Here is a 26615-nt window from a genome sequence, read left to right as displayed (position 1 = left end):
CTGCTCTATTTCCTCAAAGGTGCGATTTGTTTCCTCGCATATTGCGATAGGTTTCCTTCTTTTCCATCGGTTTTGCCCGATGGGTGCATTTTGCGATATACTCCTGGAGTCCGGCAGAGGTAAAGTAGACACAGCCATTCGGTACATATTGAATATAGGAAATCAGGCCGCTGTTTCGGGCTTCGTCCAACGTGGCAAGGCTGATTCCTAAAAGTTTTGCCGCCTCCTTACGGGTAATCAGTTTTTCCATATTCAATCTTCACCTCCTCGCTGGTTTCTTGACCACCTCATAGTCGTAACCAATATTCTGTCCACAATAGGTACAGATGTCCCGTTGCACTTGCTTCGGATTGACTCGTCGTAAATAATAAGAGCCCGTGCCGTAAAAATTGTTGGCACAGGCTGGACAGAGGCACATGATTAAGTTCTTTGGGACTTCTTCGATCAGCCCAACGCTGATTGCCAGGGCGCGGTTGACCCGCCGGATGTGATGTTCGTCCAGCCTGCCGATGTAGTTCCCCAGACGACGCTTGTCAATGGTGCGAAGCTGCTCCAGAAGGACGAGAGAAGGAAGCTCCAGACCATTTTCCGCTTTGAGCAGATAGTGGGTGGGCAGCTTGGCTTTTGCGTCCACCTTGCTGGAGATTGCTGCCACAATGACGGTGGTGCTGTATTTGTTTCCGGTGTTGTTCTGGATAATAAGCACCGGGCGATAGCCTTCCTGCTCGGAGCCGACTCCCCGGCCTAAATCGGCATAATACATATCGCCGCGCAAATATGTTCTATTCATGTTGTGTGACCTCCCTTTGAAATTTAGGCAGTCTGCGCCGCCTATGTAGGGGCCGAACAACAGGGCAGAAGGAAGGCCGGGGAAGCATAAATATTCCTCTTGTTTCTCTGCCTGCTCTGCTGCACGGCCATATTTCAAAGCAATCCAATTTGTCCTCGACACCCCGGACTGCTGTGGGAAGTCATCAAACGGCTGGCAGCTCACCAGCTCCACGGGGAATCTCACCCCTCGCGTGGTTCTCACGCAACCGCCCCCATTGCCTGCGACGGATCACGGCGGCAAACCGCTTCAACGCTCGGACGTTAGGCTGGACGGGAGTATCGCTCCGCTGCTGGTCATGGCCGTACCGGGAGCCGCCCGGTACTGGAAGCCTGCTGTTTCTCGCTCCTTGCTGGGAAGAACAAACCAAAGACCTACAATTTCTTTTTTCGGTGGTGTCTCGTTGTTTTCTCCCGGCAGATCACCGCGCAGCCGCTACCTGGGCTTTGGCTTTCGCCAAAGCAGCGGGAATGTGCTTGATGAATGGGTATGCAATTTTCAAGGTGCCGTGAGGCCATAAAAAGAACCTCTCACCCTATTTGCCGTTGAGGGTGAGAGGTTGCACAACGATTATTCCAAAATTTTTTTAAGTTTTTTGAGGACCTTCATTTTCCGAACATGAACAGCATTGCGGTACACGCCAGAGTACCAGCCATGCAATGCCGTTCCAGAGGTCATCTTGATATTCCGATACCATGTTCCTAAGACTTGCCATCGGCAGCCCTCCTTTCTGAAAATGGCATAAGAAAAGCAGGAAATTTTTCAAAGATTTCCTGCTCGGTGGTGTCGCCGGTGGGCGACTGGTATTCAGTTTTGAAAGTACAAATTAAGGTGGCCAGATGATGGCCCCCACGAATCCTCCTATTACAATATATTTACGGTTTAAGGCACGGCAGCCAGCCGTGTCTTTTCCGTATCGTTGCCTAAGCTGTTAGAATGAGAGTGTCTTGGCCTGATGCAATCCTCCAAGGATCATCGCGTCCGTAACGAAGTCCGTCAGCCAGCCTCTCGTTCGCAGCGTTCGATTTATGCAGGTTGAGCCGCCACACCGGTGCGCCCGTGTCATCAAATAGATTGGATCGGCAATGATGAAATGGTTGGTCGCCAAAGACAAATCCATGATGAGGAGCGTTGTACATGAGCAATGTGGCAGGGATTGATATTTCCAAGGGAAAGAGCACGGTGTCTGTTCTCCGTCCCTTTGGGGAAGTGGTGGCAAAGCCGTTTTCTGTTGGTCACACCGGCAGTGAACTCAAAGAGCTGGCAGACTACTTGAAAAGCTTGGATGGTGAGACACGGGTGGTCATGGAGCACACCGGGCGGTACTATGAGCCGGTGGCCCGCTTTCTCCACGATCAGGGCATCTTTGTCAGCGCGGTCAATCCAAAGCTCATCAAGGACTACGGGAACAACACCCTGCGCAAAGTGAAAACAGACAAGGCGGATGCCAGGAAGATTGCCCGCTATGGGCTTGACAACTGGGTGGAATTGCGCCAACATACTCCTGTGGACACGATTCGGATGCAACTGAAAACGCTGAACCGGCAGCAGGGGCTGTACTCCAAGACCAAGACGATGATGAAAAACAATCTCATTGCGCTCCTGGACCAGACCTATCCCGGTGTCAATGCCCTGTTTGACAGTCCCGTCCGAGAGGACGGCAGTCAGAAATGGGTGGACTTTGCCACGGCCTTTTGGCATGTGGACTGCGTTCGGAATATGAGCCTTACTGCCTTTACCGAGCGCTACCGCAAGTGGTGCAAGCGCCATGGTTACAACTTCAGCCAGAGCCGAGCCGTTGAGATCCATGCTGGAGCACAAGATCTGATTGCCATGCTCCCCAAAGATGCCCTGACCAAAACGATGATCCGGCAGGCTATTGATGCGCTGAACGCCGTCTCTGCGTCTCTGGAACGGCTCAAGGCCGAAATGCGTACCTTGGCAGCCCAGCTCCCAGAATATCCCGTAGTCATGGCTATGCATGGTGTTGGAGATTCTCTTGGCCCGCAGCTTATGGCGGAACTTGGTGATGTAACTCGGTTCACCCACAGAAACGCCATTACGGCTTTTGCGGGGGTTGACCCTGGAGCTGACCAGTCCGGCACCCATGAGGCAAAGAGTACAAGAGCCTCCAAAAGCGGTCCGCCAGAACTGCGCAAAGCACTCTTCCTGGTCATGGACTGCTTGTTAAAAACTATGCCTGCGGACGACCCGGTGTACTGCTTTATGGACAAGAAGCGAGCCGAGGGCAAACCTTATCTGGTTTACATGACAGCCGGCGCCAACAAGTTCCTACGCATCTACTATGGCCGTGTAAAGGAGTATCTGGCTTTACGGGAAAATGCTGATTAACCACTTCCATACTCTTTCAATTTGACCGGCGCTTGCGCGGCGGTCTTTTTGTTTTGCTCTCTTTCGCCTCCTACTAAGGTTGCAAACTTTCCTCAATTCCCTGTTGACTTTTTATTTGCAGACTTCTCTAACTAACGGAATTCATCGTAGTACCTACTGCCATTCCAACCAATGTTATTCAAAATATCCATTCAAATAATCAGCCGTATCCTCACTCACTTCAAAAGTCATATCGAACCCGCCAATTTCAAAACTGATATAAGCTCCATTGTATAGGGTGATGGTAGCAATATCATATAGCGTTCCATCGGTGTCCGTCTGCCCCAGTTTGATTGTTTCCTCTTGTGCTAATCCAAAAGAGCCAATTTCAGACGCTTCATCTGGCAGCGTTTTTAATTCCCATTGGTCTAAATCCAGCGCCGAAACAAAATCTTCTATTTCCTCTGTATCAGTAATCGTATCAATAACTTCCGCTGTATCAGGAGAGATAACAGCTATTTCCTGCGCCTTTGAAATATCATCTCCATAATCGGAAGCATTTGTATTTTCGTTGGCTTGACAGCCACAAAGGAGTGCCAGTATTGCCACTAATGTAACCAATATTTTTTTCATAATATCCTCACTTTCTTTTCTGCTGATAGGCTTCATTCATAATCAATAGCCGATAGGCACGAACAAGGCCAGACATATAAATACATAAAAATGTTCCAATTCCTGCAGCAATCATTCCCGCAGCTAAAGCAATCGTATCTGCAAAGAGTAATTCTGCCGGAACAATTAAGGGAAAAAACAGAAAGCCCAATGCAATTAAGGCAATTCCGATTAAGTTAAATAGTTGAAGGAATTTCTTTTTCTCTGCGTATACTGTATTTAATTCCGCCTTTACGGTCTTGTCAAATAGTAGTGGCTCCTTCCAGAGTTTTCTATATGGATTATCTGTTAATTTGACAGAGAATAGGAGAACAATCCCCGCAATCAATATCAGCATAAATAGAAGCATGGAAATATTCGAAAGCATAAACGAGAGTGCAAGACTTCCAACCATGACACCTATGGCAATCGCAATTTTAAGATATTTCCGTTTTTGATACAAAAGGAAACCATCTGCCATTTCCCGGCTTACATATATTCCTTGTTCCGCAGCAGGTTCTGGTGTCTGTGTACCCTCATCATTCAATAAATAGTCAAGTGTCACATTAAAAATTTTACTCATGCGAACAATCTTTTCTGTTTCCGGGTAGCCGTTGTCACGCTCCCATTTGCTGATAGCCTGTCTGGATACGCCCAACTGGTAGGATAGGTCCTCCTGTGATAGTCCAGCCTCTTTCCTCAGCTTTTGTATTTTTTCCCCGAAGGTCATATCGGTGTCCTCCTTTCGCTACCAGTATACGATTTTTACCGATAGCACACCACCAAATTGCGGTTTCTTTTCCGCAACGGGCGGTTGCAACCACAGAAATCAGTGGATTTTTCTCGTTTTCAAAACAAATAGTGTTGCCGACTTCATTATACTATGACGGGCCACTTTTAGGAATAGATGAATTGTAAATTTGTCGGACGAGAACAGGAGTTCTGGGATATGCCCCAACAAGCAAAATCCCCGGCCCGGCAGGGGGCCGGGTCAGGGATTTGCCCGTATTTATAGGCTCTTTGAAATAATCAAGGCTGCTCTATAAAGCCTTCCAATAAAGTCCTGAGCTTTTTGAGGACCTTCATTTTCCGAACGTGAACAGCATTGCGGTACACGCCAAGCTCGTCTGCATATTGCCGTTCGGGTTTTGTCAATAAGGAACAAGAAAAAAGTATCTTGCTTTTAAGCGGTTTCATCGCCGCTGTCGTTCTTGATAAGGCGCACAACCTTGTCCGTAAAGGTTTCCCGGCTGGTTTCGCTGAAATGGATATGAATGTCAAAGGTCGTGCCGCCGATGTTCTTCACAAGGTCGGGTTTGGCGGTCAGAGGGGAAGCGGCTGCGGGGGCGCTGGTCTTGCTGGTTTCATTGTTCATAGGCTGCTCCTTTCTATGAGAAAAGCCCCATGCGGCAGCACATGGGGCGGTGGTTGAGGGTTGAAGTGGCGAAGTGGCAAAGTGGCAAGGTATCTGGGTTTTGCCACTTGGATTTTGCCACTTCATTTTTTGAGGGCGTGATACCATGCCGCGCCGATACGCTTTGAGGTAATGCGCCCGTCAAGGTTTTTCTTTGCCGCCCGGACGGTACGGGCAGAAATCCCGGCTTCGGCTGCGGCCTTATCAATGTCCTCGCTGGCAAGTTCTTTCCCGTCTGCGAGTAAGTCAAGTATCAGTTTCTCGGCTTGCTCGGTCTTGGTGGCGGTGTTCCCGCCCGCGCCGGATAGCAGCTCGTCGGCGGTTATGTCGTATTCGCCTATCCATGAAAAGCCTGTTTCCGGGTCAAGGCAAAAGGCAACGGGCTTGCCCTCCGGCGCAAGGGAAGATTTGTCATGGACGATAACGCGCACATTTGGCTCCCGCTTCACGCGCCCGATCAGCAGGACGCTCCTTGCTGCGGCGCGGAAGTCAATAGAACCTAATCCCCGGTATGCGCTCTGCCCTCCGGCGGCTTTGTTCAAGTGTCCGATAAGGATAACGGCGCACCCGGTACGCTCGGCAACATCGGCAAGGCGGCGGAACATGGGGCGCACTTCGTTTGCCCGGTTCATGTCGGTCTTTTCGCCCATGTACGCCTGTATGGGGTCAAGGATAATCAGCCGCGCCCCGTTCTGCGTGATTGCCTTTTCTATGCGCTCGTCGGACAGGGTAAGCTCCCGCTTGGCTTCATCAATCACAAGCACGCGGTCAAGGTCGGCTTCGGCTTCTATCAAGCGGGGCTTGACGGTATCGCCCAGCCCGTCCTCGGCGGTCTGGTAAATCACTTGGAATGGCGGCAAGGGCTTCATTCCCGGCAGCGTTCCCCCGGTGGTGCAGGCGGCGGCAAGGCGTAGGGCAAAGGTGGTCTTGCCCTCGCCGGGATTGCCTTGCACAATGGTTACTTTCCCGAAAGGGATATACGGCTCCCATAGCCATTCAACGGTCTGTGTGTCAACCTCGCTCATGCGAATAATCTCGACGGTTTCTTCCTGCGGCGGCTCTTTCAAGCCGTAAACCGCTTCCCGGATATACTTCCCGTCTGTGATTTCTGCCCGGTGCTGCAATACCTCGTTCCAGTCCTTAAACAGCGGCACAAGGCGGTGGACGGTATATCCCTCCGGCACAAGCTCCGCAAGGCGGCTGCAAGCGTCGTTTCCCGCTTGGTCGCTGTCAAGGCAGAGGTAAACGGTCTTGATGTTTGGGCGGTCAGAGAGGAAACGCAACAGGGCTTTTTCTCCCACGCCGCCCAATGACAAATAGCTCTGCTTCTGCCATGCCTTTTTGAACAGGCAGAGGAAAGAGAGCAGGTCAACGGGGGCTTCAAAGACAAAAAGCCTGTCGCCCTCGCCCCGGTAGCAGAAATTAAAGGCTTTGTCGCTGCCTTTCACATCAAGCCGGAAGTTTCCCGCCGTCCCCTTGCTGTGGGCGTAACGCGGTATTCCGTCCTCGTCCCGCCCCACAAATACGGCGTTGTGGTGGGCTGCGTCCTCGTAAATATCGCCGCGGGCAAAGAAAATGCCCGTCACATCTTCATCAATGCGGCGGGCTGCTGTGAGGTAGTTCCTCGCTGTTCGATTGTCGCTGTTTGGGGGCGGTAGCCGGAAGTCGGATAGGGACGCGGGGCAAGGTCTGTCCGGCGGCGGTACGGCTCCCTTTTCTCCTGTGAGAAGTTCCACGGCTTCGGTGAAGCTCTTGCCGAAAAACTCCATGACAAAATCGACGGGGCCGCCGCCCTTGCTCTGGCTGTGCCTGTACCATTTGTTTCCCCGGACGGTCAAGCTGTCGTGCCGTTTCCAGCGGTATTCATTTCCGGCGCGGGTAAGCTGCTCGCCCTGTGATTGCAGGAAAGAAACAAGGTCGGCTTGGTTCGCCCGGTCTATCTGTTCTTGGGTGTAGTACAAAAATCTCAACTCCTTTCATCGTTCTAAGTCATGCCGCTTGGCGCGGGTCTGCTCTGGCTGGTCGGCTTTCAGCGCAATATCAACGCACTTGCGGATATTGTGCAGCTCGGCAACCTCGGCGCGGGTTTCTTTCAGCTTGGTATATTCCGCTGTCCTCTGTCCGCTGAGGGTGGCATACTCTTTTTCCCATTCAGAAATAGGCAAGGGGGGCTTTGTCCCTTTCGGCAGATTTGCATGGAGATAGCGGCTCGCTGCGTTCCATAGGGTAAGCTCGGCGCGGTGGGTTTCCTCGTACTTGTCGCGCTTGTTCGTCCAGCCATTTTTCAGCTTTTTCAGTTCGTCGTGAATGGGCTTGTACTCGGTGTAGTTCCTCCCGTACTCAATCAGCTTTTGCAATTCTTTCATGCGCTTCTCGGCGGTTTTCATGCCCTCCCGGATAGCGTCGGCTTGGTCGCTGACAGAGGAAAGGGCAGCGTCCAGCTCCGCAAGGGTGGAAATGCCGCGCTCCGCAAGGAAATTGACTGCCTGTGATACGGTTTTCAGTTCATCGGCTGCGTGCTGCCTTTGCCAATACTGCGAATACTTCCGGCTCTTTTCCCTCTGAACGCTCATATACTTTATCAGCAGATTTGCAAGGCCGGGGGATTGCGGGGGCTGCTCCGGGGCGGTTTCCCGCGCCTTGAACAGCTCGCCAATCCATTCTTTGAGCTTTCCAATCTGCGCCCGGATTTCCCGGATAAGGCGGTTTGCCTTTTGGATATTCCGGTTCAGCTCGCCTTTCTCGGTGGCTATGCCTTTCTTCTCCATTTGACAAGCCGCTACGCCCATGTGGACGGTAGGCAGCTCGTCAATGCCGCGCTCGGCGTTGCTGCGGTGGTCGATACGCTCCGGGCTTCCGGCGCGTTCAAGGTAGGCGTTTGAAATATCCGCCCATGCCTTGCGCCATAAAAGCGCGTTGCCCTTGTCGTTCCAGCCTGTGAGGTCAACTTTGTGCGTCTTGTATCTGCCGCTTGGCAAGCGAATACGCTCGCCGTTTTCGTCAAGGTCATATTCCTTTTTGGACTTCGCCGCCCATGCGCCGCGCTCGTCAAGGGGGCGCATGGTAAGCATGATATGACAATGGGGGTTGCCGCTGCCGGTGTCGTGAATGGCAAAATCAACGCACATTCCTCTGGAAACAAATTGAGAGGAACAGTATTCCCGGACGAGCCGGATCTGTTCCTCTCTGGATAATTCTATGGGGAGTGCTGCGTCAATCTCTCTGGCAAGCTGGGCGTTCCCGGCTTTCTCGTAAAGTTCCACGCTGTTCCATAGGGCAGCGCGGTCAGAGAAAGAGGGCGGGGCATGGGGCGGCAGTAGGATTTCCGTATGGACAACGCCGCGCTTGCGGGTGTAGTCATGGGTCATTCCGTCCCACTCGTTTGTGATTTTCTCGCCGCTTCGATAGGCGGCTGCGGCAACGGCTGACTTGCCTTTTCCTCGGCTCACAATGCCGATGTTACAATGGTAAATGGCTATGGGTATCACCTCCCGGATAGGATAATAAAACCCGCAAAAATAGTACAGACGCCGGGGCGGGTGTACTGTTTTTGTGGGTGTGCAGGGATAGCCGCGAAGCGGCGCAAGGGGTGCAGCCCCTTGTTGCGGCAAAGCCGCCATATCGGAGCGCGGGGAAAGTTCCCTGTGCGGAGATAAAGCCCTCGGCAGAGCGCACACGCCCGCAAGGGTGTATAAGTGCGCCCTTTGTTCCAAAGGGATTACTCCGCGTTCCCGTCCCCGGCTCGTTTTTTCAAAAACTCCTGTGCTGGCTCGCTCGTCAAGGCAAGCCGTAAAAAGGCTTTCGCGTCCTCGTCCGGCATGGCAATCAGCTCCGGCACAAGGCTCTCCATGAAGCCGCCGCGCTTGCAAAGCCTGTGGGTTCTCGCCTTGCGTTCCTCAACGGATAACTTCTGCTTGATGATTTTCTCCCGGTTCTCAAACTGCCGGATTTTCTTCTTGCTTTCCTCAATCTCGGCGGTCAATTCCTCGCGGGTTTTCTCTCTCGGTTTCGTCATGACTGGTCGCTCCTTTCTGCCTGTCGGCATAGAAAAAGGACAGTCGATTTTCTCGGCTGTCCCTTGTGGGTGGAGTGTTTGATTTTACTATGTTCTGTTCGATTAAACAAAAATTCATTCCTTAAACTTATTCTTTATTCCTATTTCTGTTTTATAAAAGCCGCAAAACAAAAATACTATTCCCGTACAAATTCCTACAGTAAGGGCAATATTAACTGAAATCTGTAAAAGGAACATTCCTATACTTAAAATAATCTCAACTACTCCTAATACCTTGCCAAGAGAGATAAAATTATTTGGTGCTATACTTTGTGCATAATTCCAGTGTTCTTGTGATTTCCGTGCAGTTGGTGTGTTATATCCGTTACCCGATTTTATGTCAGTTGCAGGATGTCTTTTCAATATGTCCCCAACCAAAATCATTACAAAAGGTATAATCAGATTTAATAACAATAAGGAATACATGGTTTGCCTCCTCAACTCCGATTTGTTCCCAAGAAACAGTATATCATAAGATTGTGAACAAATCTACATCATTTCAGCCTGTCAGCGGCGTTGTTCTCTCTGGCATATTGCCGCGCCGCTTCCCTGCGTTCCTCACTGTATGGGGCGGTCAGACGGAAAGAGAAACGGCCTTTCTCAATGTCAAACTCCATGCAGCCCGTTTCCGGGTCTGCATCGGTCTGCTGGCAGATTGCCGGATAACGGCGGCTGTATGCAAGCAGACGCTTTTTCAAGGCGGTGTTGTGGGTGCGGATATGGATAAGGGGGTCTTTCTCGTCAAACCAAATATCGGTGGTCTTTTCCTGCTTGGTAAGCCCTGTTCTCATGCAAGCTCCTTTCTACGCCACTGTTACGCAATAGGGGCATTTTTCGGGTGTTTTCTCCGGCTCTTGACTTGGAGAAAACGGCGTTTTTGACGATAAAAACCGCCCGGACGGGGAATGGTTCGTCGGGGCGGCTGTTATCGCAAGATTTCTGTTTTTTCCAGCTCTTGACCGTCAGACATAGATTAGCTCATGCCTGATGATTTCCTCGGCTCTCGCCTTGCAGTTGTTCATCAAACCTACCCATTTCATCGGGTCGGCGGCTTTAAGGGCTTCGGTGGCTCCCGCTTCTCTGGCAAGGCGGGGCATGAGGTAGTCCAGCATATCCCGCGCCGCCCGGTCTGTTTCCGCAAGGTGGGGGTATAGCTTCTCGCTGGCTACAAGGGCGTTATAAAGGCGGCGGCGGTATTGTTCCAGATAGGCTTTCCGCAGCCGCCCATAGTGGCCGATATGGGGCTTCAGGGCAATAGGGCGGTTCCCGTTGTCAATCAATCTTCTCATGCGATTTGTTCTCCTTTCTCGTCCTGCTTCTTTTTGTGGTAGTTCTCCCGCCTTGCAGCAAGGAAGTTTTCATACCGGGCTTGAGCTTCGGGATTTCCGGCTGCGGCTTCCTCGTACATCTTCTGACGGGATTTCTTGGTAGCTTCACTGTGATATGCCCGCCGCCTTGCAAGCTCGGCGGCTGCGGCGGGGTCGGTTTCCGCTTGGGTTTTCAGTTCTTGGTAGGCGTTCTTCTTCCGGCTCCGGCTGGCTTCCAGGCGTTCCGTTTCCTCCGGCGTGAGTGGCTGGCCTGCGTCCTGCGCGGCGGCAAGCTCTTTCAGCGTCCGGGGCTTGGGCGGCTGCGCTGCTTTCTGCCGTTCATACCATGCCTTGTGCTGGCGGTTTTTCCTCTCGCGGTAAGCGGCAAGGCGTTCTGCTTCCTCCGGCGTGAGGTCGGCTCCGGCCTTTTGCAGCACGGCAAGCTCCTTTAAGGATTTCGGCTTTGGGGACTTGGGCGGCTCGGCGGCTTTCCGTTTCTTCCGCCATTCCTTTTGCCATGCCCGGTTATGGGCTAACCGCGCTTCGTCTGCCGCCTGTTCCTCCGGGGTCAGCAAGCCCGCTTTCTTCCTCGCGGTAAACTCCCGTTTCTCTGCCTTGCGCTTTTCTTCCCGCGCCTTGGCAAGCTCCTGTGAATGGGCTTCCTTTGCGGCCTGTTCCTCCTGCTGGCGGCGTTGTTCCTCGGCTTCCATTGGGGTAACGATATGGGCGGGGACTTCAAACGCGCCGATGAAGTTGAGGTAAATATCTATCCTCTGGCGGCGGCTGTTCCCGCGTCCCTCGCCCTCATGGACAACGACTTTTTCGATAAACTCGTTGAGCATGGGCGTTGTCAATTCGGAAAAATCAGTGTAGCGGCTCACAAGCTCGATAAACTTATCTGTTTTCAGCCTGTCGGCGTTCCAGCTCTCGATTGCTTCCTCCCATTGTGCGATAGCGGCTTCCAGCTTGGTCTGTTCCTCGTCGTATTCGGCAAGCAGACGGGTAAAGTGCTTATCGGGTATCTTGCCTGTGGCGTTGCCCTCGTATAGCTTCTTTACAAGGCCGTCCAGCTCCTTACACCGCCGCTGTGCCTTGCTCACTTTCTGCCGGTACTCCTTGACGGCGTTCTCTTGGTGCTGGTCGGACGCTTCCCGCACACGCTCGATAAACTCCGCTTCATTGTGCCGCACATACCAGCTCACGCGCTGGATTGCAGCAAGAATGGCGGCTTCCATTTTCGCGGTGGGGATATAGTGCATGGTGCAGTCGCGGGTAAGCTGGCGGTAGCTGGAACACACAAAAGCGTCGTCCAGATAGCGTCCAGCCCCGGACGCTTGAAAGTCGTTCCCCGCACTCCGTCATCGGTGAAGTGCCGGATATTCGTAAAGCCGTTCTTTTGGGCGTAGTCCTCCAAAATGCGCTTTTGGTTTTCTATCGACACGCTTTCCCCGGCTCGTTCATCGTCATGGGAAAGACGCTCGTACAGGGCTGTGATTTTTCCCTTGTCCGGCTGTTTCTTCATGGGGTGTAACCTCCTTTCTTGAGGGTGCGCGCTCCCTTTATCCTTATTGTAAATTACCATTCTGTCTTTTCCTCAAAGAACAGTGCCTGGATCAGCGCACGTTCTTCTGGAGCCAGCAGGGAAAGCGCAGTATGTAGCCTGTCCACTTCCAGCTTGTGAAGCACCACGCTCTCCACACTTTCCTGCTCATCGGAGAATTGCCGGGCATTTTCATCCACCAGCCGGTCCAAAAAATCTTCGCGACTGGGGATGATCTGCACCACTTGGCCCTCCTTTCCGAGAACGAATCGCTCGGTTTTCAAATCGTTCTCAAAATAGCGCATTTTCCGGTCGCCCTGCATATAGGCCCGGTACACTTCATCCGTGACCTCGACATATTGGCCGCGAATCCATATTCTTTTTTTGCCAGCTTCCACGCTGTTTACCTCCGATCAGTCTGAATTTTGAGAAATTCAGACTGATCGGGGGGCCACGGCACCGTGGGAATAAGCTGTGGTGATAACCAAAAACGCACCTGCATGGTGGGGCCATTCCCCACACAGCAAGTGCGTTTCTTTTTAGTTCGTATGTATTATGGCATGACAGTTCACCAGGAAGGGTGAGCGATCCCGCTACATGGCAGGAAATTTTTTTGGCCGTGTACCGCTGAAACTATCCCCGCCCAAGTGCAGGCTTTGGACAACCGACACAAACCTCGTCGGATTTGGTCGAAATGCCATCTGATTCATGGCAGCTCCCTCTGTGGGCCGCCGATGTTGCCAGCGTCAGGGCGTCGTTTCCGTGAGGGCATAAAAAACGGCGGCCTTGATTTCTCAAAGCCGCCGCTGATCGTATGGCGTGTCAAAAGGACTGCTGTACGACGGCTTTTTTCTTTTTCCGTCGTCCGGCAGTTTGTTGGTTATGATGATTTTCCTTATCTTGATAATATGGCGGCAACTTACCTTGACAGTTGCGAACAACAGCAGATCTATCCCTGGCGATACTACTACATCAAATACGACTTCTTCCGGCCAGGCAGTTATGGGAAATATACATGGGAGAACTATGCTGAGGCTCCCTATCACTTCTCGGTTATGATGACCGAGCGGAAATGGTCGGAGAATACCTACCAGCCTTTTTTGCGGGCTATCGACGAGTCCAAACTGTCACGAGAGGATATGGGACAGCGCTTACGACTGGGAAATCGCTTTATTGTGGCGGAGAACGGTGGCATTGTGCTATATGACGAGGAGACACGTCAGGAACTGGTTCGTGTTCATGTACCTCAAAATGAAGATAAAATTGATGTAGAAAACCGAGTCGAGTCCCTAAAAAAAGCCTACACCACCATGATATAGAAAATCCAATTGGATAAGGTCGCAGATATTGCATACGAGGTCTTAAAAGATTGAATCGACGAAGTAGACGAAATGCTTGAACGGGGAGGTTATAGATATCCTTGATATTATTCGCATTTTGGTGTAAAATGAAATCTAACATTGTTTGATCACTGCTTTTGGCAGTCAACTTGAGGGCTCTGCCATTGTCAGAGCCCTTTTTTTGATGAATATGGGGTGTTACGATGGATTTTATGACCATTAAAGATGCTGCGGAGAAGTGGGAAATCTCCAAACGCCGAATTCAGACTCTCTGCTCAGAAGGACGCATCCCAGGGGCTGAACGATTGGGCTATTGCTGGGCTATCCCCAAAGACGCAGAGAAGCCGGCGGATGCTCGTGTGAAAAGCGGGAGATATATTGGAGTTTCAAACAAGAATAGACAGATGGAGAAAAAGTCTGCAGCTGTCCAGGAGGAGTAAACGATGAATGGTCAAGGAAAATTGTTCACTCATTTCCTGAAAAATGCGGATAAGTTGATAATCCAGGTTTACCAGCGCAACTATGATTGGAGGGAAGGTTTCAATGGCACGCCTTGAAGATATAACCGTCGGTTGCTCGGTAACTGGCATTATCGGTAGTAACACCGTTGAGATTGTCGCGGTAAAGTGGTTTGGTACTGCTGCGATGGAAGTCACTTACAAAAATTCTTCTGGACAAGCAGGCAATCAGCTCCTTTTCCGGGACCAAGAAGAATCCATAGAGATTGTGGGAGACGCACTTCCGTGGAGTTTTACTGCGGACACTGATTTGATGCGGCTGTGCTCTGAGGCCTATCGAATTCAATTAGCCCACTTATTTGATCCGTATTTGGCTGTCCATACTTCTGCGATTGAACCGCTTCCCCATCAGATTTCGGCGGTCTATGAAGAGATGCTTCCTCGGCAGCCCCTCCGGTATGTTTTGGCTGATGACCCTGGCGCGGGAAAAACTATTATGACTGGGTTGCTGCTGAAAGAGCTCATTATTCGAGGAGATGTCAAACGGTGTCTTATTGTCTCCCCGGGTAATTTGGCGGAGCAGTGGCAGGATGAACTCTATCAGAAATTCCATCTTCATTTTGATATACTGACGAATGACCGCATTGAATCTGCGGCAAGTGGCAACATCTTCAATGAGCTTAATTTCTGCATTGCCCGGCTAGACAAGCTGGCGCGCAATGAAGTCATTCAGGAGAAACTGAAACTTACCGAGTGGGATCTCGTGGTGTGTGACGAGGCGCACAAAATGTCCGCAACCATCTGGGGTGGAGAGATTCGGTACACAAAGCGCTTTCAGCTTGGAAGACTGCTTTCGGATACGACACGGCATTTCCTGCTTCTTACAGCGACACCGCATAACGGTAAGGAAGAGGACTTTCAGCTTTTTATGTCCCTGGTAGATCAGGACCGTTTTGAAGGCGTGGGAAAGACTACAAGCAACCATTCCGTTGATGTAAGTGATGTGATGCGACGGCTTGTGAAGGAGCAGCTGCTTCGATTTGACGGGACGCGGCTTTTCCCTGAGCGTATTGCCTATACAATCAATTACGACCTCTCACCCAAGGAAGCATACCTCTATCAGGAAGTCACAGACTATGTCCAGCAAGAGTTTAATCGTGCCGATCAGTTGAACAATGAACGTAAGAACACGGTCGGTTTCGCCCTAACCATCCTGCAGCGCCGCCTGGCATCTTCTCCCGAGGCAATTTACCAGTCTCTGCGTAGGCGCCGAGAAAGGCTGGAGCACCGTCTTGCTGAAGAGAAGATGGGGAAAACGGCGTCTCAGGTCAAGATCGATTCCATGGTTATTGATGATCCGGACGAATGGGAAGATCTCCCGGCGGAAGAGCTGGAGAACGCTGAGGATGCAATCAGCGATCAGGCATCGGCGGCAAGAACAATTGATGAACTACAAGCAGAAATTGCAACGCTAAAGCGGCTTGAACGAATGGCCAACGATGTCCGAATGAGCGGAGAGGATCGCAAATGGGATGAACTTTCCCAGCTATTGCAGGACAACGAAAGAATGTATGACCAAAGTGGGCGCAGGGAGAAATTGATTATATTTACGGAACATCGTGATACGCTCAATTATCTGGTCGGAAAGATTATCTCCTTGATTGGAGATCCGGCTGCTGTGGTCACAATTCATGGTGCGATGCTGAGAGATGACCGCCGTAAAGCGGAGGCGCTCTTCAAGCAAGACGTTGGCGTGCGTGTCATGGTGGCTACCGATGCTGCCGGTGAAGGTATCAACTTACAGCGAGCCCACCTCATGATCAATTACGACCTGCCGTGGAATCCAAATAGGTTGGAGCAGCGGTTCGGCCGGGTCCACAGAATTGGGCAGACGGAGGTCTGCTATCTCTGGAATCTTGTTTCCAATCAAACCCGTGAGGGTATGGTTTTCCAGCGTCTTTTTGCCAAGCTGGAGCAAGAGCGTCAGTCCCTCGGCGGGCAAGTTTTCGATATTCTTGGCAAAATCACTTTTGATAATAAGCCGCTTAGGGAACTGCTTGTGGAGGCTATCCGCTACGGTAATGATCCTGAGGTGCAGGCAAGGCTCCGCCGGGTTGTGGATAATTCCTTTGACAAAGAGGCTCTGGCGAAACTTCTTGAGGAGCGCGCATTGACGGAGGATTCTTTGGATGTCCATAAAGTCGTTGCCATCCGTGAGGAGATGGAGCGAATTGAGGCTCATAAACTTCAGCCGCATTTTGTTGAGAGTTTCTTTATTGCGGCGTTCACCAAACTAGGCGGAAGGATCTCCAAACGTGAGACAGGCCGCTATGAAATTACTCATGTTCCATTTGCGGTCAGGAACCGAGACATGATTATCGGCTTTGGTGAACCTGTCATGCAGCGATATGAGCGAGTCTGCTTTGACAAACAGTACCAAACGCTTCCTGGCCATGCTGCGGCGGATTTGATTTGCCCTGGGCACCCGCTTCTGGAAGCTGTTATCGATCTGATTCGTGAGCAAAACGCAGACACCATGAAACAGGGGGCTATATTCGTTGATGATAATGATCTCAGCACAGCCCCGCGCCTGCTCTTTTACATCGAGAGTTCTGTGCAAGATGGTGTCTTAACCAAAAGCGGTACGAAACGCGTTATCTCCCAAAACCTTCATTTTGTAGAGTTGGATGAAAACGGGAATGCCAGAAACGCAGGCTATGCTCCATATCTGGACTATCGTGCGCCAAGCGAGGAAGAGCGCCAGCTGATCGCAGGATTCCTCCCCAGCCAACGGTGGTTAACCGGTGATGTGGAGTCCAAAGCCATGAACTATGCGATTGGAAATATCATCCCTCAGCATTTCTTGGCTGTTAAAGAACGTCGGGTGAAAGCTGCGGACAAGACGATGAAAGCCGTTAAGGAACGGTTGACGGCGGCCATTCAGTATTGGGATTATCGTTCCTCCGAGCTCAAAAAGAAAGAAGATGCCGGCAAGAGCAACTCTCGCCTCAATTCTCAAAATGCCGCACGCCGCGCGGAAGAATTAGAAGCAAGATTGCATAAGCGACTGGATGAACTGGAGAAAGAAAAGCAGGTTTCCGCCATGCCGCCGATTGTTATGGGCGGTGCCCTTGTTATCCCCAGAGGGCTTATCAATCGGCTGATGGGCCAACAGCCAGCTCAGTTGTTCAGCCAGGGAGATCGCAAGAGTATCGAGATGGCCGCAATGAGAGCGGTTGAGGAGATTGAGAGAAAACTGGGCTATTCCCCCAGAGATGTCAGCCTTGAGAAATGCGGCTATGACATTGAGTCGAAAATCCCAGAAACACTCGCAGACGGAAAATCAACACTGCGGTTTATTGAGGTGAAAGGCAGGACAGTGGGGGCCACTACTGTCACCGTAACCGCAAACGAGATCCTGACCGCACTTAACAAGCCAGATGAATACATACTGGCTGTCGTTGAGGTCGATGGTTCAAAAACAAAGACTGTTTACTTGCAGCACCCGTTCCATGAGAAACCAGAGTGGACAGCGTGCAGCGTGAACTATGACATTCAAGACCTCAGGAGAAATAGCGTTATCCTGTTAGAAGAGGTGCTTTGCCATGCCTAAGAAACTGATAGAAGTTGCGCTTCCCCTGGAAGCGATCAATGCAGAGTCGGCCAGAGAGAAGTCTATCCGCCACGGGCACCCGTCCACCCTGCATTTGTGGTGGGCCCGGCGGCCCTTGGCCGCAGCTCGTGCTGTGATCTGGTCCAGCTTGGTGGATGATCCCTCCGAGCACCCTGAGCAGTTCCCCACCGAAGAGGAGCAGAACAAGGAGCGACAGCGCCTGTTTAACATTTTGGAAAAGCTGGTCAAGTGGGAAAACTCCAATGATCCGGAAATTCTGGATGCAGCAAAGGCGGAAATCCTGCGCTCCACCGGCAACAACCCACCTCCGTTGCTGGATCCCTTTGCTGGCGGTGGAGCCATCCCGTTGGAAGCTCAGCGACTGGGCTTGGAGGCCCACGCCCACGATCTGAATCCGGTAGCGGTGATGATCAACAAAGCCATGATTGAGATAAGCAAGATGGCAGATCGGGGGTCCTCTATTTGTAGTTGGGACTCTAGTCGTGAAGGCCTACGAAATACATTTGGGAGGCAAGCAATCCCGATGGCATGGGATTATGCAGAAAGCAACCCATTTTGCAATGCTTCGGGGTGTTTCGATAATATGCTCGATTGGGTATACAAATGTATTTTGGAGTTCCCCGCCTCAACACAAGGCGAAACATGTCAATTTGATGCTCAAAGTGACTGTGGGCTGCGCGAAATTATGGTTTCTACGGATCCCCCTTACTATGATAATATTGGCTATGCTGACCTATCCGATTTCTTTTATGTTTGGATGCGCCAATCCTTAAAGTCGATTTATCCCAATCTGTTTCGCACAATGCTGGTGCCTAAAGCTGAAGAACTAGTCGCAACCCCGTATCGCTTTAATGGAAGTGTAGAAAAAGCTCGTGATTTTTTTGAGGAAGGGATGTTGCACACCTGCAAGCAGATTTATCAATATGCTCGGGAAGACATTCCAGTTACCATTTATTATGCCTACAAACAAAGTGATACTGAGACGAGTGAGGCTGAATCGAAAACGGCATCTACCGGTTGGGAAACTATGTTATCTGCGGTGATTCAGGCTGGTTTTTCGATCACTGGAACTTGGCCTATGCGTACAGAAATGGCCAATCGCTCTATTGCCTCAGGCACTAATGCTCTGGCTTCGTCCATCGTTCTAGTCTGTCGTAAGCGTGATGAAAACGCACGCACCTGCACTCGCCGGGATTTTGTGACGACATTAAAGCGCGAACTGAAACCCGCGTTGCAAAAACTTCAGCAGAGCAACATCGCACCTGTTGACTTGGCTCAGTCGGCCATTGGGCCTGGCATTGGTGTGTTCAGCCGCTATAAGAAGGTGCTGGAGTCTGACGGTTCGCCCATGACGGTGCGCAGCGCACTGCAAATCATCAATCAGGAACTCGACCTCTATTTCTCAGGCCAGGACAGCAGCATAGACAGTGATAGCCGGCTTTGCGTGGAGCTGTTCACGCAGTACGCTTTTAACACAGTGAAATTTGGCGATGCTGACGTTCTCGCACGTGCCAAAGGAACATCTGTGGCCAAGCTGGCCGGGCAGGATATTCTTTATGCGGCGAAGGGCGATGTTCGCTTGTTGACCCGTGAAGAGCTGCCCGAGAAAATCAAAACTGGCGAGCAAAATATCTGGCTGCTGACGCAGCAGCTTACCCATGCCATGGAGACGGGCGGCATCCAAAAGTGTGCAGAGATTATCGCACCCATGTTTGGCAACAATGCTGAGGAAGCGAAAAATCTTGCCTACCGTCTATATTCTATCTGTGAGCGCAAGAACTGGGCGCAGGAAGCGTATGCGTATAATGCGCTTGTTGTCGCCTGGCCGGAAATTCAGAGCAAGGCTGCTGAGCTTCAGGCGATTGAGCCTGTCCAGATCGGCCTGTTCGAATAAGGGAGGAATACCATGCCTCAAAATGTTGAACGAATCCAAAAAGGATTTAGAATCCTCCATCCCTATCTCGCTGGTTACATCGGCCAGGAGATGCGGAAAGAATATGGAGACAGTTGGTGGCAGAATGTAATGTCCGCATTGGATGACCAACTGCGGGATCTGCCATCAAGCGGAAGTTATGCTGACCTGATTGATTCTTTGGATATTGCAAACTGCCTGCGCATTTTCGACCGGCGCTGGAATGAGATCTTCCGCAAAAAGTTGTCACTGGATTATCGCACTTGGGCGAAAGAACTCATGGGCGTCCGAAACAAAGTAGCCCACATTGGTGGCCAGGATCTGGATGATGATTATACGTGGAGAGCCTTGGATACCATGTCCAGACTCTGTGAAGCTTTTGATGATGATTCGGCCGAGGAAATTAGAACGCTTGCGCGTGAACTCCGCTATGGATCTGCCCAAGGTTCTACCACTGTAACGGCAGCGAATGCAGAGTCCTCTGCCAAGCCCACGAGTGTTGGAGTGATGACGCATCAGAATGGCTTGCCAAGCTGGAGAACCATTATGGAGCCGCATCCCGATGTGGCGCAGGGCAGATATAAGAATGCCGAATTCGCAGCCAATCTGGCACAAGTTGCAAAAGGTGAGGGTTCATTTGAGTATCGGGATCCCGTAGAATTCTTTGCGCGGACCTATGTGACTGAGGGAATGAAGGGCCTGCTGGTACAGGCCCTGAAACGAGTGTCCGGTGCAGATGGTGAGCCAGTCATCCAGTTGAAAACTGCTTTTGGCGGCGGTAAAACGCATAGTATGCTGGCACTCTATCATTTGCTGAGAGGCAAAGTACCTGCAAATAAACTTGCTGGCGTTCAACCTGTGCTCGAAGCTGCCGGTGTGACGGAACCAGTTAAGGTTCATGTTGCTGTGCTGGTAGGAACGGCACTGGATCCCTCTAAGAGCCGTCGGCCTCAGAATATGCCGGGTATTACCATCAACACGCTCTGGGGCGAAATGGCTGCTCAGCTGGCCCTTTCGGCCGGCCGCCCGGAACTATACGACTATGTCAAGGAAGCCGATAAAAAAGGCGTCTCGCCGGGCCACGAGGCTCTGCGTCAATTGATGGATGCCTGTGGTCCTTGCTTGATCCTCATGGACGAACTTGTGGCTTATGCCAAGAAGATCTATGGTATCAGCGGCCTGCCGGCAGGCTCCTTCGACAACTTTATCAGTTTCATTCAAGAAATCACGGAAGCTGCGAGTACGAGTCGGAACAGCTTGGTTGTTGCGTCAATTCCCGAGTCTGATATCGAGATTGGCGGTGAAGCCGGCCAAATTGCGCTCGAAGCTATTGAGCATACCTTTGGTCGGATGGAGTCGATCTGGAAGCCGGTCGCTGCAACAGAAGGCTTTGAGGTCGTTCGCCGGCGCCTGTTCCTGGATTGCAAAAACCCGGATGCCCGGGACTCCGTTTGCGAGAGCTTCAGCCAGATGTATCAGAACAATCCCAGCGACTTCCCGGTGCAGGCGCGGGAGGTGGAATACCGAGAGAGAATGGTCTCTTGCTATCCCATCCACCCGGAGGTGTTCGATCACCTCTATGAAGAATGGTCTACTCTTGAGCGGTTTCAGCGCACTCGTGGCGTGCTGCGGCTGATGGCTGCGGTTATCCACGAACTATGGATGAACAATGATTCGAGCGCCATGATCATGCCTGGATCGCTTCCCTTGGATGTCCCGAATGTTAGGGATGAACTGACCCGCTATCTGTCTGAGGAATGGAACAGCATTGTTGACACCGAGGTCGATGGTAAAAAATCGATTCCTTATCAGAAAGACAAAAACATTTCTCGTTATGGCTCCTCGATGGCTTGCCGCAGACTTGCGAGGACGATCCTCCTGGGGAGTGCCCCGTCTGATCGCACCCAGGCTGTGCGAGGAATCGAGTCTGCCCGGATACGCTTGGGCACCATCCAACCCAATGAGAATATTGCAGTATTCAATGACGCTCTGAATACATTACAAGGGAGCTTGGCTTATCTGTATGCCAGTAGCGATCATTACTGGTATGATACCCGCCCAACCCTCCGTAAAACCATGGAAGATCGGGCCAGCCAATTGTCGCGTGCTGATGTAGAGTATGAGATTGAGTGCAGGCTTAAGGAATGGCGGAGAGAGGCGCCTTTTGCAGGATTGCATACATGCCCATCCTCCTCGCTCGATGTTCCTGATGAAAAGGCAGTGAGGCTTGTAATTCTTTCTCCGGATAAGACGCACAAGGCAAACGCAATGAAGTCCGAAGCTCTCATGGAATGCGAAAGCATCCTTAATAGTAGAGGAACCTCCCCGCGTATCTATCGCAATATGCTCGTATTCCTCGCACCGGATAGCGCTGGGATGGATTCGTTGATCATGGAGACCAGACGCTGGCTGGCATGGAAATCGATTCAGAATGATCGGATTGAGTTGAACTTGGATGCAGCACAGAACAAGGAAACGGAAAGCTGCCTGGCGCGCAGCAACGAAACCGTAAAACTTCGCCTAATGGAGACTTACTGCTGGCTCATCTCCCCGTATATCGATCTGGAGGGTGATAGCCATACAATCTGTTGGGAAGAGGAAAATATCCGCGGCGGTAGTGATACGCCGATTACGAAGGTTCGAAAAAAGCTTGAGGCGAACGATGCGTTGATTACCCATTGGGCACCCGCACTGCTCTTGATGAAGTTGGATGATCTGCTTTGGCGTGATAGTAATGAGATTCAGATTAAGAAACTCTGGGAGTATTTCTGTACTTACTGCTATCTTCCCAGACTTTCAAGCTACTCGGTCCTGGAAGAGTGTATCATGTCGGGTGTCAACAGCGACGAGTACTTCGCATACGCTGAAGGTACAAGCAATGGGCGGTATTTAGACCTCAGATATCAAACTTTCCTCAGCAGAGTGGATGAATACGGTTATCTGGTAAAAATTCCGGCGGCTCTAAAACAGATTGTGGCGGATAAGAGCAAGGAACCAAGCCCAACAGAATCCGGGCCTCAGAACTCCGGATTTGAAACAGGCACGCCTGCTACTCCGCATTCAGGTGAAGGATCTACCACCACAACGCCTGATCCAAGTACTGGCCGGCCCCAAAACACGCATTTCTATCTGTCTACGCCGCTCACTACTACGCGGATCAATAAAGACGTCAACAATCTGGTTCAGGAAATTATCAATTATGTGGCTGGTGTCGATGGAGCTGAAATCGAAATCAACCTTGAGGTCAATGCCAAATTGCCGAATGGCACACCTGTGCCAATTGTGAGGACGGTCACTGAGAATTGCCGTACTCTGAAGGTTAAGGACTTTGGATTCAGCGAGTAAGATATAGCGAAAGGCGCCAGAAGCATTTGTAGCAACACTTCTGGCGCCTTTTTCTCCATGGTTTAGAAAGGGTGGTGTAGTGAAACGGGCAACAACTCCTGCAATAGAATTGTTTATCGAATCAAGGTTTGTCCTCGTCGATAACATAGGGCCGTTCATTCCGAATACGGAAATTGATAGACTCATGGAAGAACTGATGAAAGAGTTTGATGGGATATATTGTGGCGCAATGCCAGACAAAGCCGGGATTAAGCTTTTCAGCGTTCGATCAACAAGGACGAATAAAACCTTCTGCAAGATACGAGTGAAGTAAATTAGTTCGGCATTGGAATATGAGGGAACTTGAATGAATCCTATCGTGACCGTGATTATCAGTGGGGTATTTACGCTCAGTGGCGTGATTTTGGGCTGTGTCCTTAGCGAGGTATGCGCAGCCAGACATGCAAGGCCAGCCCTTTGTTTCAAATTAAGTGCCACACCTGACAATGAATTGACTGAGGTGGGACTCCGTACAAAAACAAGTGCATCTGAATACAGTATAACGATTTATAACTATGGACAGAGACCGTTTCTCCTTGAAAGAATTGAGTTTTATTCCAAAAAGCATCTTCTCATTGATTATGTGTTAACTGACGATGATTTGACAATAATGCCGTATCAGTACAGGAGTTTTATTTTAGATCAACAGCATGCTAAGGCCATGGAGCGGCATTGCATGGAAAAAGATATCAAGGAATGCCTGGTTGTTGCAACCGGTGTGAATTCGAAACGAGTTCGTTCAAAATTAGATATTTCGTGGATCCATATGAGGGCAACATGGCAGAATGCGGATTTTTCTGCCGGAGTATGATCGGAGTGGAAAGGAGTCTCTATGGCTAAGGCTAAACAGGAACTTTCGCTGAGACAGCAATATCAACGTCTCACACAGGCAAAGGCACAAGCAACTCGCAACGGACAGCCTACCCCAAAGTTGGATAAGAAAATTGAGAAACTGAAGGCCCTGATGGGGAGCACTATACGGACAAAAGCGGCAGAGAAACCATCCCCCAGTAAATACACCGTCTACAAGAACGTGAACCCAAAGCCTGTACAAGGTGGGGGTTGTACGCCCAAATAAAGCGGCCTTGAGTGCTTTTAGGGAGAAAATAAGCGGAGTTGCCCGTGGGCACACATTTTTATACTCCCACTGTAACAAACAGCTGTGCAACTTCACTCACGACAATTTCTAAAAGTGGGTGAAGAGTTTTGTAAATAGCACCTTCTTGGGGCATAAGTTTGGAACGCCCAAATTTTTCTTAATTACTTGTTTGCCCACAGAGACCAAAACTGGCCCACCCAGGAATAGCACACCTGGTGGGCCGTTGTTTTTATCACATCTGGTGTCTCGCTTGGAAGGTACCTGAAGCATTTTGCCCGAAAATACCACGGAGCCGGGGGGATGATAGGTATCAGTATAGCGGACGGGTTCAATTCAAATTGTGCGCACCAGATAAAATGATAGCTCCCTTGAGAATATGGGTATGAAAATCCACGCCTCACATTCCTATATTTTTTAGGAATATACTGACTTTCCTTGTGTGCCTATGGTAAAGTAGAAGCAAGATATTGTATGGAGAGGAGGTATCGCAATGGAGGGCAAACCTGCATGGTTGCACATTTTTTCTGATGGAATCCCTGGTGAACTGCTATTGGTGCTTACGCTTTTGATTTGGGCTATTTTTGCTATGATCTTATTTTCCAACGCAAAAAGCCGGTTAAACATTTGGTGTTTCTGCAGTGGGATGCTGTTCAGCGTAGGAGCGCTAAAGGAATATCTATTCTATACTCTGGGTCCCGTTCTTATTGATAGTGGGATTTGGACCAGCGCTTTTTCAGAAATACTATATTCACTCCTCAGTGCAGTGTTTTACTATCTGTCCATGCCGGCGGTACTGATTTTCTGTTTATACTTTCACCATTTGGACCAAACGCACCCTCAGCGTTTCCGTTGCCTGCAGATGCTGGTGTTCCTTCCAGGTTTCCTGCTTGCCGTAGTATTTCCCTGCACAAAGACAATTTCTTTTCAGCACGACACCGCCTTTTGCCTGACTGTAGGAATCTATAACTGGTGCTACGGGCTGATCGGCACCGGGATTATCCTTCATGCGTTATTGGAAGAGCGAATGAGCGCCCATTATCACCAGCGCAGGCTGGCGGCAGCCAGTCTGCTGGTTCCACTGTGGTTTTGGCTGGTGTCTGCCTTTCCCTATCACGCCTTGGGTATCCCGAATCTCAGTAAGCTCTGGCAAGTTAATTTGATTGTGGTGCTGTTTGTCCTACTATACTTCCTGTATCATGCCTTTCGGGACGGTATCTGGGGGATTCGCTTTCGCAGGGAAACCTACGACTGGAACAGTGGAAACCGGGTCCTGCAGAAGAATGCTCAGTATGTGGGGCACGCATTAAAAAATGATTTATCAAAAATAGAGTGGTGTACAGATTTTTTAGCTGCGCAGGGAGCATCCTCCAGAGAGGTGGATATTCTCCGTCGATCTGCTGCCCATCTCAAGCAGTTTATCAGCCGAACACAGCTCTACTCCGAAAAAATCTCTCTTCTTCCAGAAGCGTGTGACATTTCGGAGCTTCTCCGCAGTTTGGCGGAGGAATTTAATGTTTCTGCCGAAAAGCGGGGAAAAGTTCTTGTTTCTGAATGTGACTCTCAGATGCTGGTGTGTGATCCAGCCCATGTGGAGGAAGTCTTACGGAATTTAATCGCCAATGGTCTGGACGCCGCAGGCAAGAACGGAGAGGTGACGATCTCTTATCAAAACCTTTCCCGCAAGCGATATGCAATGATTACGGTAGCGGATAACGGCTGTGGAATGGACGCAAAGAAAGTAAATCAGATTTTTGAGCCATATTATACAACAAAAGCAGGGGGGAATAATCTCGGCTTGGGACTCTATTACTGCTGGAATGTTATGAGTGCCCACGGCGGCAGCATTCGGGTGACATCCGAACCAGGACAAGGCAGTACTTTTTTACTGCTGTTTCCAGTAAAAAAAAGAAGGAGGTCGGATGATGGAACCAATCCGGATTCTGGTGGTAGAAGATGATCCTGATTTTCAATATTTGATTCAGCAGAGTCTGTCAGAACATTCAGATTTTGCGTTGATAGCTTGTTGTCAGGATGGAGAAAGTGCCTTCCTGGCTGCGGTACGAGAACAACCTGATGTTGTCTTAATGGATCTGGCACTGCCAACAGATCCCGTAGAGGGAGTGATGGCAGCCCGGCGTATTCGTCTGGAGACTCGGGCGAAGGTGATTTTGCTTACCTCCTATGAGGAGCCGGAAACTGTGGTGAGAGCGAGTGTGGAAGCCCTTGCCTCCGCCTATGTGTTAAAAAGTCAATTTCCTCTGTTGGTACCTACCATCCGGGAGACCGCTCGGGGCGTCACACCTCAGTCTCATTTGATCTGCTCCGCACTGCTGAAAAATCTGACTCCAGCGGAGATGTCTGTGTTCCGGTATATGCTTGGGACGCCAGTTACACTCCACTCCTCGGAAAAAACGATTGCTAATCAGCAGACCAGCGTGCTCCATAAATTGGGACTTCAGAATAAGCAGCAGTTACGTCATGTTTTCGCTGCCTATTTCCCTCAGATAGCGGAAGCAACCGGACAATTCTATCAAAAGCGTTAGCAGCCTCCACCCTTCTGGGTGGAGGCTGTTCCCATGTTTCTTGGGAACAAAAGAAAAGCAGGCGATGATATAATGAACGCAACTATAGAAAGAATTTGGCAATTTTCTGTGAAAAATAA

At 50.5% G+C, this 26615-nt stretch carries 22 protein-coding genes and 1 pseudogene; 9 read left to right on the top strand and 14 right to left on the bottom strand.

The annotated features are described in order from the left end of the window. Positions 1–13: 13 nt before the first annotated feature. Together E0E41_RS12960 and E0E41_RS12955 are read right to left on the bottom strand one after the other, a co-directional pair. Positions 14–250 (bottom strand): helix-turn-helix domain-containing protein, encoded by a 237-nt coding sequence (locus tag E0E41_RS12960; protein WP_021660879.1) that lies wholly within the window; start codon positions 248–250, stop codon positions 14–16. A gap of 9 nt (positions 251–259) precedes the next feature. Further along, on the bottom strand, positions 260–1003 hold the full coding sequence (locus E0E41_RS12955) for a type II toxin-antitoxin system PemK/MazF family toxin (protein WP_438819460.1): 744 nt from the start codon (positions 1001–1003) through the stop codon (positions 260–262). Between the two features lie 963 nt (positions 1004–1966). Between E0E41_RS12955 and E0E41_RS12950 the strand changes: the two genes are divergently transcribed. Continuing rightward, complete coding sequence (locus E0E41_RS12950) at positions 1967–3181, top strand: IS110 family transposase (RefSeq protein ID WP_130869799.1); 1215 nt, start codon at positions 1967–1969, stop codon at positions 3179–3181. 174 nt (positions 3182–3355) lie between these two features. On the opposite strand, the gene E0E41_RS12945 is transcribed toward E0E41_RS12950, so the two are convergent. From E0E41_RS12945 to E0E41_RS12895, 12 genes and pseudogenes are all read right to left on the bottom strand, one after another. Then, positions 3356–3793, bottom strand: a complete 438-nt coding sequence (locus E0E41_RS12945) for a hypothetical protein (protein ID WP_087168770.1) — start codon at positions 3791–3793, stop codon at positions 3356–3358. 7 nt (positions 3794–3800) lie between these two features. Beyond that, complete coding sequence (locus E0E41_RS12940; protein ID WP_130870237.1) at positions 3801–4541, bottom strand: helix-turn-helix domain-containing protein; 741 nt, start codon at positions 4539–4541, stop codon at positions 3801–3803. Positions 4542–4994: 453 nt separating this feature from the next. Further along, complete coding sequence (locus E0E41_RS12935) at positions 4995–5186, bottom strand: transposon-encoded TnpW family protein (protein ID WP_087385489.1); 192 nt, start codon at positions 5184–5186, stop codon at positions 4995–4997. A 122-nt stretch (positions 5187–5308) separates the two neighbouring features. Next, a complete protein-coding gene (locus E0E41_RS12930; RefSeq protein WP_130870236.1) occupies positions 5309–7186 on the bottom strand; it encodes an AAA family ATPase in 1878 nt (625 codons plus the stop codon). A 15-nt stretch (positions 7187–7201) separates the two neighbouring features. Beyond that, the gene (gene mobQ / locus E0E41_RS12925; RefSeq protein ID WP_130870849.1) at positions 7202–8713 is read right to left on the bottom strand and encodes a MobQ family relaxase; all 1512 of its coding nucleotides are present in this window, start codon (positions 8711–8713) and stop codon (positions 7202–7204) included. Positions 8714–8943: 230 nt separating this feature from the next. Beyond that, entirely contained in the window at positions 8944–9240 is a 297-nt protein-coding gene (locus E0E41_RS12920) for a DUF3847 domain-containing protein (RefSeq protein WP_087249583.1), read from the bottom strand. Positions 9241–9354: 114 nt separating this feature from the next. After that, a complete protein-coding gene (locus E0E41_RS12915) occupies positions 9355–9705 on the bottom strand; it encodes an SdpI family protein (protein WP_087268227.1) in 351 nt (116 codons plus the stop codon). A 68-nt stretch (positions 9706–9773) separates the two neighbouring features. Further along, a complete protein-coding gene (locus tag E0E41_RS12910) occupies positions 9774–10070 on the bottom strand; it encodes a hypothetical protein (protein ID WP_087249586.1) in 297 nt (98 codons plus the stop codon). 171 nt (positions 10071–10241) lie between these two features. Next, positions 10242–10568: a TnpV protein gene (locus E0E41_RS12905; RefSeq protein ID WP_130870235.1), complete on the bottom strand. Its 327-nt coding sequence runs from the start codon at positions 10566–10568 to the stop codon at positions 10242–10244. Next, positions 10565–11845, bottom strand: a complete 1281-nt coding sequence (locus E0E41_RS12900) for a DUF4368 domain-containing protein (protein WP_242623778.1) — start codon at positions 11843–11845, stop codon at positions 10565–10567. The genes E0E41_RS12905 and E0E41_RS12900 overlap by 4 nt, the downstream gene beginning before the upstream one ends. 53 nt (positions 11846–11898) lie before the next feature. Beyond that, positions 11899–12108: pseudogene (locus E0E41_RS19355) on the bottom strand (recombinase family protein); the annotation flags it as partial. Between the two features lie 53 nt (positions 12109–12161). Then, a complete protein-coding gene (locus tag E0E41_RS12895; RefSeq protein ID WP_207303217.1) occupies positions 12162–12524 on the bottom strand; it encodes a sigma-70 family RNA polymerase sigma factor in 363 nt (120 codons plus the stop codon). Positions 12525–12782: 258 nt separating this feature from the next. Here E0E41_RS12895 and E0E41_RS12890 point away from each other — a divergent pair, with 258 nt between their 5' ends. The 8 genes from E0E41_RS12890 (at position 12783) to E0E41_RS12855 (ending at position 26496) form a co-directional block, all read left to right on the top strand. Then, on the top strand, positions 12783–13445 hold the full coding sequence (locus E0E41_RS12890; protein WP_130870234.1) for a hypothetical protein: 663 nt from the start codon (positions 12783–12785) through the stop codon (positions 13443–13445). Positions 13446–13669: 224 nt separating this feature from the next. Continuing rightward, positions 13670–13906, top strand: coding sequence for a helix-turn-helix domain-containing protein (locus tag E0E41_RS12885; RefSeq protein WP_033117944.1), 237 nt, complete (start codon positions 13670–13672; stop codon positions 13904–13906). 103 nt (positions 13907–14009) lie between these two features. Further along, positions 14010–17537, top strand: a complete 3528-nt coding sequence (locus E0E41_RS12880; RefSeq protein ID WP_130870233.1) for a helicase-related protein — start codon at positions 14010–14012, stop codon at positions 17535–17537. Continuing rightward, positions 17530–19452, top strand: a complete 1923-nt coding sequence (locus E0E41_RS12875; RefSeq protein ID WP_130870232.1) for a DUF1156 domain-containing protein — start codon at positions 17530–17532, stop codon at positions 19450–19452. Before E0E41_RS12880 ends, E0E41_RS12875 begins: the two co-directional genes overlap by 8 nt. A 12-nt stretch (positions 19453–19464) precedes the next feature. Continuing rightward, positions 19465–22815, top strand: a complete 3351-nt coding sequence (locus E0E41_RS12870) for a DUF499 domain-containing protein (protein ID WP_033117941.1) — start codon at positions 19465–19467, stop codon at positions 22813–22815. Between the two features lie 346 nt (positions 22816–23161). After that, positions 23162–23665 (top strand): hypothetical protein, encoded by a 504-nt coding sequence (locus tag E0E41_RS12865; protein WP_033117939.1) that lies wholly within the window; start codon positions 23162–23164, stop codon positions 23663–23665. A gap of 778 nt (positions 23666–24443) precedes the next feature. Next, a complete protein-coding gene (locus E0E41_RS12860; RefSeq protein ID WP_033117937.1) occupies positions 24444–25910 on the top strand; it encodes a sensor histidine kinase in 1467 nt (488 codons plus the stop codon). After that, positions 25876–26496 carry a response regulator gene (locus tag E0E41_RS12855; RefSeq protein ID WP_242623776.1) on the top strand — a complete coding sequence of 207 codons (621 nt, stop codon included), beginning with the start codon at positions 25876–25878 and terminating at the stop codon, positions 26494–26496. The genes E0E41_RS12860 and E0E41_RS12855 overlap by 35 nt, the downstream gene beginning before the upstream one ends. The last annotated feature ends 119 nt before the right edge of the window (positions 26497–26615 follow it).

The organism is Intestinimonas massiliensis (ex Afouda et al. 2020), from assembly GCF_900626285.1.
Lineage (GTDB): Bacteria > Bacillota > Clostridia > Oscillospirales > Oscillospiraceae > Flavonifractor > Flavonifractor massiliensis_A.
The sequence above is the reverse complement of the archived record's forward strand: the minus strand, read 5'-3'. Positions and strand labels throughout refer to the sequence as shown.

What these genes read in the sequence shown, in the direction of transcription:
- E0E41_RS12875 (WP_130870232.1), top strand. Translation starts at nt 17,530, where the DNA reads ATGCCTAAGAAACTGATAGAAGTTGCGCTTCCCCTGGAAGCGATCAAT.
- E0E41_RS12940 (WP_130870237.1), bottom strand. Translation starts at nt 4,541, where the DNA reads ATGACCTTCGGGGAAAAAATACAAAAGCTGAGGAAAGAGGCTGGACTA.
- E0E41_RS12880 (WP_130870233.1), top strand. Translation starts at nt 14,010, where the DNA reads ATGGCACGCCTTGAAGATATAACCGTCGGTTGCTCGGTAACTGGCATT.
- E0E41_RS12900 (WP_242623778.1), bottom strand. Translation starts at nt 11,845, where the DNA reads ATGCACTATATCCCCACCGCGAAAATGGAAGCCGCCATTCTTGCTGCA.
- E0E41_RS12950 (WP_130869799.1), top strand. Translation starts at nt 1,967, where the DNA reads ATGAGCAATGTGGCAGGGATTGATATTTCCAAGGGAAAGAGCACGGTG.
- E0E41_RS12870 (WP_033117941.1), top strand. Translation starts at nt 19,465, where the DNA reads ATGCCTCAAAATGTTGAACGAATCCAAAAAGGATTTAGAATCCTCCAT.
- E0E41_RS12920 (WP_087249583.1), bottom strand. Translation starts at nt 9,240, where the DNA reads ATGACGAAACCGAGAGAGAAAACCCGCGAGGAATTGACCGCCGAGATT.
- E0E41_RS12885 (WP_033117944.1), top strand. Translation starts at nt 13,670, where the DNA reads ATGGATTTTATGACCATTAAAGATGCTGCGGAGAAGTGGGAAATCTCC.
- E0E41_RS12910 (WP_087249586.1), bottom strand. Translation starts at nt 10,070, where the DNA reads ATGAGAACAGGGCTTACCAAGCAGGAAAAGACCACCGATATTTGGTTT.
- E0E41_RS12945 (WP_087168770.1), bottom strand. Translation starts at nt 3,793, where the DNA reads ATGAAAAAAATATTGGTTACATTAGTGGCAATACTGGCACTCCTTTGT.
- E0E41_RS12960 (WP_021660879.1), bottom strand. Translation starts at nt 250, where the DNA reads ATGGAAAAACTGATTACCCGTAAGGAGGCGGCAAAACTTTTAGGAATC.
- E0E41_RS12935 (WP_087385489.1), bottom strand. Translation starts at nt 5,186, where the DNA reads ATGAACAATGAAACCAGCAAGACCAGCGCCCCCGCAGCCGCTTCCCCT.
- E0E41_RS12860 (WP_033117937.1), top strand. Translation starts at nt 24,444, where the DNA reads ATGGAGGGCAAACCTGCATGGTTGCACATTTTTTCTGATGGAATCCCT.
- E0E41_RS12915 (WP_087268227.1), bottom strand. Translation starts at nt 9,705, where the DNA reads ATGTATTCCTTATTGTTATTAAATCTGATTATACCTTTTGTAATGATT.
- E0E41_RS12855 (WP_242623776.1), top strand. Translation starts at nt 25,876, where the DNA reads ATGGAACCAATCCGGATTCTGGTGGTAGAAGATGATCCTGATTTTCAA.
- E0E41_RS12905 (WP_130870235.1), bottom strand. Translation starts at nt 10,568, where the DNA reads ATGAGAAGATTGATTGACAACGGGAACCGCCCTATTGCCCTGAAGCCC.
- E0E41_RS12865 (WP_033117939.1), top strand. Translation starts at nt 23,162, where the DNA reads ATGAATCCTATCGTGACCGTGATTATCAGTGGGGTATTTACGCTCAGT.